Raw genomic sequence first — 13,968 nt, forward strand, 5'->3', positions numbered from 1 at the left:
TATTAGATTATCTTTGTTTACCGAAAAGGTGATATTATGATAGTTGGAAATATAGTAAAAGAAGTGCTTGCATATAAGAAAGGGCAAATTCAGCAAAAGCTAAGTAGTCCACAAGCATTTGTTAGTAGTCGTTTTCAAGAGAAGTTGCAGAGTGAACCTGCGAGGGAGACGAAGGCTACTACGCAGCCGGCAAAAATAGAAGATATGAGTCAGCCGGTACAATCTACGAAAATAGAAGCGGTTGTTAATAAGCCGGTAGAAACTATTAATAAAGTAGAGGAAGCGAGTAAGCCTGAAGAAAAGGTTGAAACGAAGAAAGCAGATGAAGTGCAAGTTGCGCAAAAAGAGTTTGAACGACGTTTCCCAGAAACGAAAAATGAGGCTGCTGATACGTGGGAATTAACGAAGAAGTATAATATTCAAAAAATACGTTCTTCCAATGAAGGCAAGTATGAGGATATTATTGATCGTGTAAGTCGTACATACGGAATTCCAAAAACGTTAATTCAAAAAATGATTGAAGTAGAGTCTAATTTTAATCCGAAAACGGTATCACATGCCGGTGCGATGGGTCTTATGCAGCTTATGCCAGCGAATGTGAAGGAGATGGGTGTGAAGAATCCCTTTTCACCAGCTGAAAGTATTGAAGGTGGCGTGAAAGAGTTAAGTGGTTATTTAAAGAAAAATAACGGTGACTTAGTATTGGCACTTGCTTCTTACAATGCTGGTCCTGGTAATGTGAGAAAGTACGGAGGCGTACCGCCATTTAAAGAAACGCAAGGATATATTAAAAAAATATTAAATATCGACGTTTCAAAATAAGAAGTTTCATATATAGAGAGAACATGAAATTTTCGTGAACATGATATGGGAGTTGGCTAGATTTGAAATTACAAGATGATATTCCGTTAACAATTTATTTTGAAATCGGAAATACGAAAAAGAAAATTGAAGATCTGCTTCATATTACGAAAGGTACATTGTATCGTCTTGAAAATTCAACGAAAAATACGGTGCGTCTTATGCTTGAGAATGAAGAGATTGGAACCGGAAAGATTTTAACGAAGAATGGAAAAATGTACGTTGAAATCGTTGAATTGAAAAGGTAGGGAAGGGGATTGTCATGAGTGGCGAAAAATTAAGCCAAGAGCAAATTGATGCCCTGCTGAAGGCGGTAAATGAAGGCGAGGAAATGCCAGCTTTCGCACAAGAAGCAGGAAAGCAAGAGAAATTTCAAGAGTATGATTTTAATAGACCAGAGAAGTTCGGTGTTGAGCATTTACGTAGTTTGCAAGCGATTGCTTCTACTTTTGGAAAACAGACGTCACAGACGTTATCAGCGCGTATGCGTATTCCAATTGAACTAGAGCCTTCAACAGTTGAGCAAGTTCCATTTACGAGTGAATATGTGGAGAAAATGCCGAAAGATTATTATTTATATTGCGTAATTGATCTCGGTTTACCAGAGCTTGGAGAAATTGTTATTGAGATTGATTTAGCATTCGTTATTTATATTCATGAATGTTGGCTTGGCGGAGATAGTAAGCGTAACTTTACGATGCGCAGACCGTTAACAGCGTTTGAGTTTTTAACGCTTGATAATATATTCTTGCTTCTTTGTAAAAATTTAGAGCAATCATTTGAAAGTGTTGTTGCGATTGAACCGAAATTTGTAACGACGGAAACAGATCCGAATGCATTAAAGATTACGACAGCGAGCGATATCATTTCATTACTTAACGTAAATATGAAAACAGATTTTTGGAATACGACGGTGCGTATCGGAATTCCATTCTTATCTGTTGAAGAAATTATGGATAAGTTAACGTCTGAAAATATTGTCGAACATTCTTCAGACAAGCGTAAAAAGTATACGTCTGAAGTGGAAATGAAAGTAAATCAAGTGTACAAACCTGTTCACGTTGCAATTGGTGAGCAGAAAATGACAATGAGTGAGATTGAACAAATTGAAGAAGGCGATATTATTCCGCTTCATACGAAAGTTTCGGATGAATTACTTGGTTATGTAGATGGAAAGCATAAATTTAATTGTTTTATTGGAAAAGATGGAACGCGTAAGGCGCTCCTATTTAAAAGTTTTGTAGAGTAGGAGGATCCATATGAAGCATGAAGTATCTCCCGTGTCATTAATGGGATTAGAAGATTTTGCAGGAAAGCGAAATGAAGCAGGTAAAGCACATATTGATACTGTTTCAGATATTTCGATTGAACTTGGTGTAAAGCTTGGAAAGTCATCTATTACACTTGGTGATGTAAAGCAGTTAAAAGTTGGCGATGTTCTGGAAGTAGAGAAAAACTTAGGACATAAAGTAGATGTGTATTTAAGTAATATGAAAGTCGGCATCGGTGAAGCAATCGTAATGGACGAGAAATTCGGTATTATCATTTCTGAAATTGAAGCTGATAAGAAACAAGCGGCGCTTATGAAAGCGCAAAGTCAAATGCAAGATAAAGAGTAGAGGAGGAGTCATATGTCGTATATGACGACCTTATTTCAAGTCGTTTTACTGTTTGGTGCGCTCGGTTACGGTGCATATTATATGACGAAAAAGACGCGCAAACAGCAGTTTTTTAAGCAGGGTGAAAATGGCCATATTCAAGTAAAAGACGGCGTTTATTTAAATCATCAAACGAGTGCCTTTTTATTTGAAGTGGACGGAAAGCAAGTGTTCACTGTTATTAGTAATAACGGTGTGCAGTCTGTGCAATTAACCGGAACAGGAAATCAGTTTCAACAAGCACTAGAAGACGCGGTGAAGAGTGAAACGAAAAAAGTAGAGGATCCATCATGAGAATAAAGAAACAGTTATCATTATTAGCCGTTATTTTCGTATTTTCTATCGTTTTTTCAATTATTTTTGTAAATCCAGCGTATGCAGCCCCGAACGGTTTTATTAATTTCGAAAATGGAAAAGAGTTTACGAGTAATTCAAGTGTACAACTATTTGCGCTCGTTACCCTTTTATCATTATCTTCTTCTATCGTTCTATTATTTACACATTTTACTTATTTTATGATCGTTCTAGGGATTACACGTCAAGGACTTGGGGTAATGAATTTACCACCAAACCAAGTGCTTGTTGGACTTGCATTATTTTTATCACTCTTTACGATGCAGCCTGTACTCGGGCAACTGAAGAGTGATGTGTGGGATCCGATGACGAAAGAGAAAATAACAGTAAGTCAAGCTGCGGAAACGACAGCTCCTATTATGAAAGAATATATGTCAAAGCATACGTATAAGCATGATTTAAAAATGATGCTGAAAGTACGCGGAGAAGAGTTGCCGAAAGATTTAAAGGATCTTTCCTTATTTACACTCGTACCATCCTTTACGTTAACGCAAATTCAAAAAGGGTTACTTACAGGGATGTTCATTTATTTAGCGTTTGTATTTATAGATTTGATTATTAGTACACTTTTAATGTACCTCGGGATGATGATGGTACCGCCGATGATTTTAAGTTTACCGTTTAAAATACTCGTTTTCGTATATTTAGGTGGATATACAAAAATCGTCGATATTATGTTTAAGACGGTCGCCTGAAGCGCTGGATGCTATGTGATAGGAGTCATATAAATGAATACGTCACCAATTATAGATATTTTCCAAACCTTTTTTTATAAAGGGGTTATGATTTTAATGCCGATTGCCGTTGTAAGTCTGATTGTCGTTATTATTATCGCGGTTATTATGGCAATGATGCAAATTCAAGAGCAAACGCTGACGTTTTTACCGAAAATGGCGAGTATTGTCCTCGTTATTATCATTTTAGGTCCGTGGATGTTCCAAGAGTTAACGACACTTATTTTAGATTTATTTGATAAAATCCCATCGCTATTGCGTTCGTACTAAGATAGGTGAACTGAAATGAATATGGAATTATGGGCGGCAACGTTTTTTGCGTTTTGCCGCATTACTTCATTTTTATATTTTTTACCGTTTTTCTCAGGACGATCTATTCCAGCAATGGCGAAGGTTACAGTTGGACTTGCTCTTTCAATTACAGTGGCTGATCAAGTGGATGTCTCTCACATCAAGACAGTTTGGGACGTTGCAGCTTATGCAGGAACGCAAATTGTAATTGGATTATCACTTTCAAAAATTGTAGAAATGCTGTGGAACATTCCAAAAATGGCCGGGCATATTTTAGACTTTGATATCGGTTTATCACAAGCAAGTTTGTTTGATGTAAATGCGGGCTCACAGTCTACTTTACTATCAACCATTTTTGATATATTTTTTCTCATTATTTTTATTTCACTTGGCGGCATTAATTATTTCGTTGCCACGATTTTAAAGTCGTTTCAATATACAGAGGCGATTTCAAAATTGCTGACGACTAGTTTTTTAGATAGTCTACTCGCAACGCTATTATTTGCGATCACATCAGCGGTTGAAATTGCTCTTCCGCTCATGGGAAGTTTATTCATTATTAACTTTGTTCTTATTTTAATTGCAAAAAACGCTCCGCAATTAAACGTTTTTATGAATGCATACGTAATTAAAATTACGTGCGGTATTTTGTTTATTGCGATGAGTGTACCGATGCTCGGTTATGTGTTTAAAAATATGACGGATGTATTACTTGAAGAGTATACGAAACTATTTAACTTTTTCTTAACGAAGTAGGGGGACGCGCATGGCAAAGGATAATAAAACAGAAAAGGCCACCCCGCAGAAGCGTAAAAAATCGCGTGAAGAAGGGAATATTGCCCGGAGTAAAGATTTAAATAATTTATTTTCCATTCTCGTATTAGCAGTTGTCGTTTATTTCTTCGGAGATTGGCTAGGGTTTGAGATTGCGAATTCCGTATCGGTGCTGTTTAATCAAATTGGAAAAAATACAGATTCAACCGAGTATTTTTATTTAATGGGGATTTTATTACTGAAAGTATCGGCTCCAATATTAATACTCGTATACGCTTTTCATTTATTCAATTATATGATTCAAGTCGGCTTCCTATTTTCTTCTAAAGTTATTAAGCCGAAAGCGTCACGAATTAATCCGAAAAACTATTTTACGAGACTGTTTAGTCGTAAAAGCTTAGTAGATATTTTGAAATCACTGTTTTATATGGGATTAATCGGTTACGTCGCTTACGTTCTTTTTAAAAAGAATTTAGAGAAAATCGTGAGCATGATTGGATTTAATTGGACTGCGTCACTTACTGAAATTATTAGGCAAATTAAATTTATTTTCTTAGCAATTTTAATTATTTTAATCGTTCTTTCTATTATTGATTTCATTTATCAAAAATGGGAGTACGAGCAAGATATTAAGATGAAAAAAGAAGAAGTGAAACAAGAGCATAAAGATAATGAAGGGGACCCGCAAGTAAAAGGGAAACGAAAAAACTTTATGCATGCAATCTTGCAAGGAACAATTGCGAAGAAGATGGATGGCGCAACGTTTATTGTAAACAACCCGACTCATATTTCGGTCGTACTTCGTTACAATAAACACGTTGATGCAGCACCAATTGTCGTTGCAAAAGGGGAAGATGAGCTCGCGTTATATATACGAACGCTTGCCCGTGAACAAGAAATACCAATGGTGGAAAACCGTCCGCTTGCTCGTTCTTTATATTATCAAGTCGAGGAAGATGAGACGATTCCAGAAGATTTATACGTAGCTGTAATTGAAGTTATGCGCTATTTAATTCAGACGAACGAACTTGAAGTATAATAGCGCGTTTGGAGGAGATCTCTTTGTTTAAGATAGAGTCTGCAAGAACCTATTTTTCTATCTTTTTAGCAGCGTCATTCGTAGTGGCGCTCTTAATTCCACTTCCACCATTTATACTTGATATCATTATCGTTTTTCTACTAAGTATGTCAGTGCTTATTTATATGCGAGCGACAAGTATTAACGAGTGGGATGAATTAAAGTCATTTCCAACGATGTTGTTATTAATCGGGATTTTCCGCGTATCGATTAACGTTTCGACGACGCGAGCGATTTTGACAGATGGAAATGCAGGTCATGTTATTGAAGAGTTCGGCCAGTTCGTAATTGGCGGAAACTTATTAATTGGTATCGTTATTTTTACAGTATTAATCATATTCCAGTTTATTGTTGCAAACGGTGCGTCTCGTACAGCTGAAGTAGCAGCTCGTTTTACACTTGATTCTTTACCAGGGAAACAAATGTCTATCGATGCTGATTTAAACCAGCGTATTATTTCAGAAAAAGATGCACAAGCAAAACGAAAAAAATTAAATATGGAAACAGAGTTTTATGGAGCGATGGATGGTGCCGGAAAGTTCATTAAAGGGGACGTTATTTTCGGGATTGTCATTTTATTCGTAAACATTATTTTCGGTTTAATTGTCGGAATGATGCAGCAAGGGATGAGCTTTGCAGATGCGGCTCTTCATTACACGCAGCTAACTGTCGGTGACGGAATCGTAAACCAAATTGGATCGCTAATGCTTGCAATTTCAACAGGTATTATCGTAACTCGTGTATTTGACGGCTCACCAGATACAGTAACAGAAGGTATCTTTAAAGAGTTATTAGCGCATGAAGTCGTTGTATATGCGCTCGGTGGTTTATTTATCGCAATGGGTATTTTTACTCCGCTACCGTTTCTACCATTCGCACTCGTTGGCGGAACAATTATCTTCTTAGGAATTCGTAATAAAAATCGAATAAAGAAAGAAAAAGAAGACGAGCTTCAAAAAGAAATAGAAATGATCCAAGGCGAAGATGAGCAACTGCAACAAGTAGAAGATTCATTTGGAGTATTTACGGATAAATATCCAATTATAGTAGAACTCGGTTTAGATTTAGCAGCACTTGTAAAGCAGAAAATTAACGGGGAAACAGCTCGTGATAAAGTTGTTCTTATGAGGAAGTCAATTATTACTGACCTCGGTATTAACGTTCCTGGAATTAACTTTAAAGATAATACGAGCTTTAGACCACGCGGACGTTACATTATTCGAATTAAAGGTGCGAAGGCGGCTGAAGGTGTTTTAAAATCAGGTTATTTATTAGCACTGAAAACACCGAATGTAATGGCTGATTTAGATGCAGAGCCAGCGAAAGATCCAATTTTCGGTGAAGATGGATATTGGATTTTAGAGCATATGGTGCAAGATGCACAAATGAAAGGCTATCAAGTGTTAGAGCCACTTAGCATATTAATTACACATTTAGATGTTGTCGTTAGACGTAATCTTCATGAATTAATTCAGCGCCAACATGTAAAAGACTTAATTAACTCGCTTGAAAATGATAATGGCGTTCTATTAGAAGAGATTAAGAAAAAAGAAATTGATTTATCACTTGTTCAAAATGTTATTAAACAACTTCTAAAAGAAGGTATTTCTATTCGTGATTTACCAACAATTATTGAAGGTATTATTGACGGCAAAGAAATTTATCAAAACCACGTGGATGGTGTAACATCATTTGTTCGTGAATGTATTTCAAAAGTTATTTGTGAAAATGCGAAAAATCCGGACGGAAAAATATATGCAGCGCTCTTCTCTGATTCAATCGAGTTAGATGCGGATGTTGTGAATAATTCATATCAAGGTTACTTATTAAACTGGGATTTAGATTTAGAAACACGTGTCGTTGAGCAAGTGCAGCGCGTCTTTAAGCAAGCACGTTTAATGGGAAGAGAACCAGTGTTATTAACACGTAGAAAAGATTTTAGATTTGCGATTGTAAGACTGCTAGAACGTTATCAAGTGGAAGCACAAGTACTTTGTATTAGTGAATTAGCACCAGAAATTGTTGTGGATCAAATTGCCTATATTGAATAGTAGGGGGTGAAGTAATGGAAAGTACAGAAAAGAAAGAAGCGTTAATGCGAATAAAAGCAGCTTCGAAAAATGAATTGTATCGAAAGTTATTTGACCAATATGGTACAGATTATTATTACGTTGTCGATGAAAGTGTAAAACGAAATATACCGTTTTTTTGGAAAAAGGATTATGAAATGTTAGTTGCATTTCCAGAAGAAAAACAGGAAGAAGTGAATGAAGGTACAGCTCAATTTCATGAACAATTAATGGATGTTGTGAATGATCCTTCAGAACAAATTGTGAAGGCGAATGGAATTCAATCAGTACTGCACAATTTAGAAAACGTAACGACTTCTATGTCATACGCGGCGATGCAAACAGGAAATAGTGAAGAATGGGCAAGAAAAAAAGAGAAACTATTAAAGCTGTTTGAAAAAGGAATCGTCGTTGTGAAACCGATGAAAGAAACGGAAGTAACGAAAAAGAAAAAAGTTGTGAAACAAGTCGTTCCAGTAAAGAAAGAAGAAGTAGCTCCAAAGAAAGAAAATCAAGAATCTGTACCGTTTATTATTCAAAAAGTAATTCGGATGCTAGAACAAAACGATGTGGAACAATATTTCATTCATGCATATGCTGAAAAGTTAAAAATAAAGTTTGAAAATGCAACGATGATTACGGAAGAAGAAGTTATCAGGTACATATTGGAAGATATGAAATCTCATTTTAATACGGAAAACGTCTTTGAAAAAGAAGTACAAACAATTGCATTAATAGGTCCAACTGGCGTTGGTAAAACGACGACACTTGCGAAAATGGCATGGCAATTTCACGGTAAGAAAAAAACAGTTGGTTTTATAACGACCGATCATTCGCGCATAGGGACAGTGCAGCAATTGCAAGATAACGTAAAGACAATTGGATCTGAAGTAATTGCTGTGCGTGATGAAGCTGCAATGACAAGAGCGCTTACGTATTTTAAAGAAGAAGCACGCGTCGATTATATTTTAATTGATACAGCAGGGAAAAATTATCGTACGTCAGAAACAGTGGAAGAAATGATTGAAACGATGGGACAAGTAGAACCAGATTATATTTGTTTAACGTTATCAGCTTCAATGAAAAGTAAAGATATGATTGAAATTATTACAAACTTTAAAGATATTCATATAGATGGTATTGTGTTTACGAAATTTGATGAAACAGCAAGTAGTGGCGAATTGTTGAAAATTCCAGCAGTATCATCAGCTCCTATTGTATTAATGACAGATGGCCAAGACATAAAGAAAAATATACATATCGCTACAGCTGAACATTTAGCAAAACAAATGTTACAAACATCGTAGAAAAGAGGTGAAGAATAAGGCGCTTGCCTTATTCAAACGAATATGAACGGTCTTTATATAGGTTCTATGGGCATGATGAATTACATGCAGCGCATTAATGTTCATTCGAATAACGTTGCAAATGCTCAAACGACAGGATTTAAAGCAGAAAATATGACGTCTAAAGTATTTGATGTACAAGACACATATCGCCGCGGAGATGGGGCGGTAACAAATATCGGTTCGGTTGATTACGCTGTAGTACCAGCTGCAACGCATGTGAATTTAGTACAAGGAAATATACAAATGACAAATAGCGCTACAGATTTCTTTTTAGATGACGGCGCGGCCGGCACAACATCATTTTTTGTTACTTCTAAAAATGATGAAACGTTTTTAACGAGAGATGGTAGTTTCACATTAAATAGTGATCGATATTTACAAACATCTTCAGGTGCTTTCGTAATGGGAGAGAATAATGAGCGTATTCGTATTCCAGAAGGAGCAAAGGTTGCTGTACAAGCAGATGGTACATTATATGATGAGGTAACACAAAATAATATTGCTCGTTTGCAAACAAAAACAGTAGATGCCGAAACGAATGCTCGTCTTGTGCAAAGAGAGAACAAAAGCTTTACACTAGCAGAAGGAAACATTGCTAATTTACCGAACGGAACAGGAATAGTAAAAAATCATATGCTAGAAAATTCAAATGTAGATATGACGAAAGAGATGGCAGATCTTATGACAGATCAAAAGATGATTCAAGCATCACAGCGCGTTATGACGTCATTTGATAAAATTTATGAAAAAGAAGCGAATGAAATATTGAGATAGTGGACTCCTAATAAAGGAGTCTTTTATTAATTTTAAATTTCAGAATTATCAATTGACTTCACGGAGTTTCTTTTTTATATTAGTAGGTATAACTATAACTACTAAAGAGGTGAGAGTATGACAACGGCATTATATTTAGAAGATGCATACAAAACGAGTTGCGAAACAGAAGTGATAAGAGTAGAAGGGAATAAAGTATTTGTAAAAGAAACAGTTTTTTATCCAACTGGTGGAGGACAGGAATGTGATACGGGTGTCATTGTACAAGATGGGTCTGTATTTGAAGTTGAAAAAGTAAAGAAGGAGCAAGGAGAAATAGTTCACTATATAAAAGATGAAGCTCAAGTAAAGTTAGGTCCAGTTAAATTAGAGATAAATTGGGAAAGACGTCATAATTTAATGCGTCATCACTCTTTACTGCATCTTATCGGAGCTGTTGTTTATGAAAAGTATGGAGCTCTATGCACCGGAAATCAAATTTATCCTGATAAAGCACGTATCGACTTTAATGAGTTACAAGAGTTATCGAGCGTGGAAGTAGAAGAAATTGTTGAGGAAGTGAATAAACTTATTAAGCAAAATAAAGAAATTTCCACTCGTTATATGAGCCGCGAAGAAGCAGAAAATGCTGTAGGAATGATTAAAACAGCAATAAATCTCCTGCCAACTACTATCCAAGAAATCCGCATTGTTACAATTGAAAATTTAGACGAACAAGCTTGTGGAGGCACACATGTGAAAAATACGAGTGAAATAGGAACACTTGTTATTGATAAAGTAAAAAGTAAAGGGAAGCAAAATCGTCGTTTTGAAGTAAGAGCGATTTAGATTGTGAGGGGTTACCGATGGATGAAATTATAAAGGAATTACAAAAGTTAGGATTTTCCCAATATGAATGTAAAGCGTATATTGGATTGTTAAAACATTCCCCAGTAACAGGCTATGAAGTAAGTAAACAAACAGGAGTACCTCGTTCTATGATTTACGAGGTACTCGGTAAGTTAATGGATAAAGGAGCGGTGCATATTGTACCTTCTGAACCAGTTAAATATGTACCAGTACCAGCTACCGAATTAATGAATCGAATGCGAAAAGACTTTGAAAAGTCCTTTGAATTTTTAGATGAGAAATTAAATTGTTTAGAACAAGAGCGACAAATAGATGTAATTTCGCATATTCGTTCAAATGATCGTGTTTTGAAAGAAATATGCAATATAATTAGTAGAGCTAAGGAAGAGTTATGGGTTTCTGTATGGGAAGAACAAGTGCATGAAATTGAACCATACATTCATCAAAAGGAAGAGGAAGGCGTACATATATTTTCAATCTTATTTGGAGCTCCAGAAACAAAAATAGGAGCGACGTTTCATCATAATTATATGACGCCCCACGTTGTTGAAAAGAGAATGGGTGGTCATTTAACTGTTATTGCTCGTGATGGAGAGGAAGTATTAATTGCGAACTTCTCAAATGATAGCACTTCATGGGCCGTTACAACGTATGACCCAGCGCTAGTTCTCGTTGCTACAGAGTATGTGCGGCACGATATTATGGTTGAAGAAATCACAAAGGAATTTGGAGCTGATAAGTTAGATACGTTATGGCGTGAAAATATAGATTTAGTTCATGTCGTAACAGGAAAACGAACTTTAGAAGGAATGGAGGATGATAGAGATGAGTAAAGCTCAGGCACATGTAGCTTTGCAGAGTGACGATACATTTCAGCAAGGAGTAAAAGATTGTTTACCAACTGTATTTGGTTACTTGAGCATCGGTATAGCAGCTGGTGTAATTGCAAAAACAGCTGGTTTCTCCATCATTGAAATTGCGTTTATGTCCACTTTAATTTATGCAGGTTCTGCCCAATTTATATTAGCTGGTATGTATGCAGCCGGTGCTCCTGCTTCCGCAATTATTTTTACTGTATTTTTTGTTAACTTGCGCCACCTTCTTATGAGTGCTGCACTTGCACCATACTTTATGAAACTGCCTCTATTTAAAAACTTACTAATCGGTTCTCAAATTACAGATGAAACGTTCGGTGTTGCAGTGCAGCATGCAGCGCAAAAAGGATATTTAGGCGAAAGATGGATGATTGGGCTAAATGTAACGGCTTATTTAAACTGGATTCTTGCTACTATTATCGGCGGGCTATTTGGTGAGTGGATACCAGATCCACATACATACGGGATGGATTATGCATTACCAGCAATGTTTATCGGATTATTTGTACTTCAGCTCATAAGTAGTAAACCGAAACTAGCAATTCATTTAAGTGTTGCAATTGTAGCGATTATTATCGCATACGTTTCACACCTATTTATGCCAGATAGTATAGCGGTTATTATCGCAACCTTACTAGCTGCGACGATTGGAGTGTTGATTGAAAAATGGAAATGAGATTAGATGTATTATTACTTTTACTAGCAGCAGGAGCTGTTACAATCGTGCCACGTATTTTACCTCTACTCGTATTTAGCAAACTACAAATTCCTGACTGGGGTTTAAAATGGTTAAATTACATACCAATTGCGATATTAGCAGCGCTTTTAGCACAAGTTTTATTTATGCATGAAACGATGCAGTGGGATTATCTTATTGCAGCAATTCCAACATTTCTTGTAGCGATATATACTCGTAGTTTATTAGGTACAGTATTAACGGGAGTGATTGTGATTATTTTGTTACGTTTCCTTTTCTAAAAAGGATTACACTCATATCATAGCGAAAAGTGTAATAACATGAAAAATATAGGGGTGGTGTTATGATACTTTTAACGATAGGAGCAATTTTGTTAACGTTATTTATTTTCTTTATTATCGGCTTTATTACGTTTATGATGTTTGTTGATAAGGCGACACCTCAAATATATTATACACCTTGTGAATCAGTGACAGTGAAAACTAAAGGTAAACATAGAAGGAAGAAAAGTTGAAAGTTGGCTTTTCTTCCTTCTTCTATTACATCCCCGAAAGAACTAACAACAATAATCCAAATAAAAAACTAGTCAAGGAAAGAAAACCGATACATATGGAGAATACACGATTATTTCCCCATTCACGCCAGAAAGTTATAAAACCTAAAATACAAAGGAAAAACCAAATGGGTAAGAATATGAACTCACTAACTTTCTCGGGGAGTAGCGAATAAAAAGTTGTTACATATAAGATCCAATTAGTAAAAAATAAAATGCAAACGATAATAGATTGTAAGTAGGGGCGGTTGAAAAATCCTCCTTTTTTTACGGTTATAAAAATGATAGTTAGCGCTGAGATAAAGGCAATGAGTATGAAAACAAGTAAGAGTAATGTCAGCGTCATTTGAGTCTCCTTCATAAGCTTGTTTTTATCCTGCATTAACGGGCAGTAAGACCCCCGCCTCAAAATTCAGCGTAAGAAAAGAGGTTATGTGGGGGATGAACAACCCCCACTGATTAAAGTTTCACTTTACAAGAAATGAATCTATTAAATTGTATGCTTGTTTTGTAGAGTGCTCGTTATATTTTTCAGTGTACGGATTTAGAAATCCATGTTCACCGTGTAGTTGTTTTATTTCTAATAAAGGGTTATTCTGTTGCTGCAATGTTTGAATGAAAGAGGATACTGAAAAACTAGCTTCTTTTTCAGGGAATATAAGTAATGTAGCGCATGTAGGCTTTATGTGAACATAGTCGCGTATACGAGAACCGTAACATCCGATAATAAAATTTATTTTCGGATTGTTACTACATAGCCATGAGATGGTAGCTCCAACGCTAAAGCCGATAAGTCCAATATGTGTATAACTATTAGAAAGATGAGAAATGAATTCTTCAATTTGCTTTTTTCCATCATCAAATCCAATATGATTTACAAAATGTTCATATGCCTTTTCTTCATCACGATAATGAAATGCATGTTGTAAGTGTAGAAGATTAGGACAGAATACGTCTATATGAGATGAAGTAAAGTGCTGGGTAACGTGATGCATATGGTCGTTCACACCATATATTTCATGAACAATAACGAGAGCTAATTTTTCCTTCAT

General features: G+C 35.9%; 19 protein-coding genes. 17 read left to right on the forward strand and 2 right to left on the reverse strand.

Annotated elements, in window-relative coordinates; translation table 11 throughout:
• Window positions 1–36 precede the first annotated feature (36 nt).
• The 17 genes from HMPREF2590_RS17720 to HMPREF2590_RS17800 all read left to right on the forward strand — a co-directional run bounded on the left by HMPREF2590_RS17720 (window position 37) and on the right by HMPREF2590_RS17800 (window position 12,877).
• A complete protein-coding gene (locus HMPREF2590_RS17720; RefSeq protein ID WP_050821748.1) occupies window positions 37–822 on the forward strand; it encodes a lytic transglycosylase domain-containing protein in 786 nt (261 codons plus the stop codon).
• 62 nt (window positions 823–884) lie between these two features.
• Window positions 885–1,109 carry a flagellar motor switch protein FliN gene (locus HMPREF2590_RS17725; RefSeq protein WP_000775712.1) on the forward strand — a complete coding sequence of 75 codons (225 nt, stop codon included), beginning with the start codon at window positions 885–887 and terminating at the stop codon, window positions 1,107–1,109.
• A 14-nt stretch (window positions 1,110–1,123) separates the two neighbouring features.
• Window positions 1,124–2,110 carry a flagellar motor switch protein FliM gene (gene fliM, locus HMPREF2590_RS17730; RefSeq protein ID WP_000012356.1) on the forward strand — a complete coding sequence of 329 codons (987 nt, stop codon included), beginning with the start codon at window positions 1,124–1,126 and terminating at the stop codon, window positions 2,108–2,110.
• Between the two features lie 10 nt (window positions 2,111–2,120).
• Window positions 2,121–2,480 carry a flagellar motor switch protein FliN gene (gene fliN, locus HMPREF2590_RS17735; protein WP_000680010.1) on the forward strand — a complete coding sequence of 120 codons (360 nt, stop codon included), beginning with the start codon at window positions 2,121–2,123 and terminating at the stop codon, window positions 2,478–2,480.
• 12 nt (window positions 2,481–2,492) lie between these two features.
• Window positions 2,493–2,813, forward strand: coding sequence for a hypothetical protein (locus HMPREF2590_RS17740; protein ID WP_000121176.1), 321 nt, complete (start codon window positions 2,493–2,495; stop codon window positions 2,811–2,813).
• Window positions 2,810–3,568 (forward strand): flagellar type III secretion system pore protein FliP, encoded by a 759-nt coding sequence (locus HMPREF2590_RS17745; RefSeq protein WP_001220582.1) that lies wholly within the window; start codon window positions 2,810–2,812, stop codon window positions 3,566–3,568. The genes HMPREF2590_RS17740 and HMPREF2590_RS17745 overlap by 4 nt, the downstream gene beginning before the upstream one ends.
• Window positions 3,569–3,601: 33 nt before the next feature.
• Window positions 3,602–3,877: a flagellar biosynthetic protein FliQ gene (locus HMPREF2590_RS17750; protein WP_001098081.1), complete on the forward strand. Its 276-nt coding sequence runs from the start codon at window positions 3,602–3,604 to the stop codon at window positions 3,875–3,877.
• Between the two features lie 15 nt (window positions 3,878–3,892).
• The gene (locus HMPREF2590_RS17755) at window positions 3,893–4,654 is read left to right on the forward strand and encodes a flagellar biosynthetic protein FliR (RefSeq protein WP_001055718.1); all 762 of its coding nucleotides are present in this window, start codon (window positions 3,893–3,895) and stop codon (window positions 4,652–4,654) included.
• A gap of 10 nt (window positions 4,655–4,664) precedes the next feature.
• Window positions 4,665–5,711, forward strand: coding sequence for a flagellar type III secretion system protein FlhB (flhB, locus tag HMPREF2590_RS17760; protein WP_001030108.1), 1,047 nt, complete (start codon window positions 4,665–4,667; stop codon window positions 5,709–5,711).
• A 23-nt stretch (window positions 5,712–5,734) separates the two neighbouring features.
• Window positions 5,735–7,801, forward strand: coding sequence for a flagellar biosynthesis protein FlhA (flhA, locus tag HMPREF2590_RS17765; protein WP_000472585.1), 2,067 nt, complete (start codon window positions 5,735–5,737; stop codon window positions 7,799–7,801).
• Window positions 7,802–7,815: 14 nt separating this feature from the next.
• Window positions 7,816–9,126 (forward strand): flagellar biosynthesis GTPase FlhF, encoded by a 1,311-nt coding sequence (flhF, locus tag HMPREF2590_RS17770; protein WP_000446169.1) that lies wholly within the window; start codon window positions 7,816–7,818, stop codon window positions 9,124–9,126.
• Window positions 9,127–9,168: 42 nt separating this feature from the next.
• Window positions 9,169–9,942: a flagellar basal-body rod protein FlgG gene (locus tag HMPREF2590_RS17775; RefSeq protein WP_001013934.1), complete on the forward strand. Its 774-nt coding sequence runs from the start codon at window positions 9,169–9,171 to the stop codon at window positions 9,940–9,942.
• Between the two features lie 117 nt (window positions 9,943–10,059).
• Window positions 10,060–10,770: an alanyl-tRNA editing protein gene (locus tag HMPREF2590_RS17780; protein WP_000205398.1), complete on the forward strand. Its 711-nt coding sequence runs from the start codon at window positions 10,060–10,062 to the stop codon at window positions 10,768–10,770.
• 17 nt (window positions 10,771–10,787) lie between these two features.
• Complete coding sequence (locus tag HMPREF2590_RS17785) at window positions 10,788–11,624, forward strand: TrmB family transcriptional regulator (protein WP_000343362.1); 837 nt, start codon at window positions 10,788–10,790, stop codon at window positions 11,622–11,624.
• Entirely contained in the window at window positions 11,617–12,342 is a 726-nt protein-coding gene (locus HMPREF2590_RS17790) for an AzlC family ABC transporter permease (protein ID WP_000030474.1), read from the forward strand. The genes HMPREF2590_RS17785 and HMPREF2590_RS17790 overlap by 8 nt, the downstream gene beginning before the upstream one ends.
• Window positions 12,333–12,644, forward strand: coding sequence for an AzlD domain-containing protein (locus HMPREF2590_RS17795; RefSeq protein WP_000425938.1), 312 nt, complete (start codon window positions 12,333–12,335; stop codon window positions 12,642–12,644). The genes HMPREF2590_RS17790 and HMPREF2590_RS17795 overlap by 10 nt, the downstream gene beginning before the upstream one ends.
• Window positions 12,645–12,706: 62 nt before the next feature.
• Window positions 12,707–12,877 (forward strand): DUF3951 domain-containing protein, encoded by a 171-nt coding sequence (locus HMPREF2590_RS17800; protein ID WP_000602236.1) that lies wholly within the window; start codon window positions 12,707–12,709, stop codon window positions 12,875–12,877.
• A 25-nt stretch (window positions 12,878–12,902) separates the two neighbouring features.
• Here HMPREF2590_RS17800 and HMPREF2590_RS17805 read toward each other — a convergent pair whose 3' ends face one another.
• Together HMPREF2590_RS17805 and HMPREF2590_RS17810 are read right to left on the reverse strand one after the other, a co-directional pair.
• Complete coding sequence (locus HMPREF2590_RS17805; protein WP_002100887.1) at window positions 12,903–13,262, reverse strand: hypothetical protein; 360 nt, start codon at window positions 13,260–13,262, stop codon at window positions 12,903–12,905.
• 121 nt (window positions 13,263–13,383) lie between these two features.
• Window positions 13,384–13,968 (reverse strand): dienelactone hydrolase family protein, encoded by a 585-nt coding sequence (locus HMPREF2590_RS17810; protein ID WP_050821749.1) that lies wholly within the window; start codon window positions 13,966–13,968, stop codon window positions 13,384–13,386.

The sequence above is a fragment of the Bacillus sp. HMSC036E02 genome, assembly GCF_001836235.1.
GTDB lineage: Bacteria > Bacillota > Bacilli > Bacillales > Bacillaceae_G > Bacillus_A > Bacillus_A cereus.

Bases quoted from the DNA above. Each gene is read 5' to 3' on its own strand.
- HMPREF2590_RS17785 (WP_000343362.1), top strand. From the start codon at position 10,788: ATGGATGAAATTATAAAGGAATTACAAAAGTTAGGATTTTCCCAATAT.
- HMPREF2590_RS17800 (WP_000602236.1), top strand. From the start codon at position 12,707: ATGATACTTTTAACGATAGGAGCAATTTTGTTAACGTTATTTATTTTC.
- flhF (WP_000446169.1), top strand. From the start codon at position 7,816: ATGGAAAGTACAGAAAAGAAAGAAGCGTTAATGCGAATAAAAGCAGCT.
- HMPREF2590_RS17795 (WP_000425938.1), top strand. From the start codon at position 12,333: ATGGAAATGAGATTAGATGTATTATTACTTTTACTAGCAGCAGGAGCT.
- fliM (WP_000012356.1), top strand. From the start codon at position 1,124: ATGAGTGGCGAAAAATTAAGCCAAGAGCAAATTGATGCCCTGCTGAAG.
- HMPREF2590_RS17755 (WP_001055718.1), top strand. From the start codon at position 3,893: ATGAATATGGAATTATGGGCGGCAACGTTTTTTGCGTTTTGCCGCATT.
- HMPREF2590_RS17750 (WP_001098081.1), top strand. From the start codon at position 3,602: ATGAATACGTCACCAATTATAGATATTTTCCAAACCTTTTTTTATAAA.
- HMPREF2590_RS17810 (WP_050821749.1), bottom strand. From the start codon at position 13,968: ATGAAGGAAAAATTAGCTCTCGTTATTGTTCATGAAATATATGGTGTG.
- HMPREF2590_RS17740 (WP_000121176.1), top strand. From the start codon at position 2,493: ATGTCGTATATGACGACCTTATTTCAAGTCGTTTTACTGTTTGGTGCG.
- HMPREF2590_RS17805 (WP_002100887.1), bottom strand. From the start codon at position 13,262: ATGACGCTGACATTACTCTTACTTGTTTTCATACTCATTGCCTTTATC.
- HMPREF2590_RS17745 (WP_001220582.1), top strand. From the start codon at position 2,810: ATGAGAATAAAGAAACAGTTATCATTATTAGCCGTTATTTTCGTATTT.
- HMPREF2590_RS17775 (WP_001013934.1), top strand. From the start codon at position 9,169: ATGAACGGTCTTTATATAGGTTCTATGGGCATGATGAATTACATGCAG.
- HMPREF2590_RS17780 (WP_000205398.1), top strand. From the start codon at position 10,060: ATGACAACGGCATTATATTTAGAAGATGCATACAAAACGAGTTGCGAA.
- flhB (WP_001030108.1), top strand. From the start codon at position 4,665: ATGGCAAAGGATAATAAAACAGAAAAGGCCACCCCGCAGAAGCGTAAA.
- HMPREF2590_RS17790 (WP_000030474.1), top strand. From the start codon at position 11,617: ATGAGTAAAGCTCAGGCACATGTAGCTTTGCAGAGTGACGATACATTT.
- fliN (WP_000680010.1), top strand. From the start codon at position 2,121: ATGAAGCATGAAGTATCTCCCGTGTCATTAATGGGATTAGAAGATTTT.
- HMPREF2590_RS17720 (WP_050821748.1), top strand. From the start codon at position 37: ATGATAGTTGGAAATATAGTAAAAGAAGTGCTTGCATATAAGAAAGGG.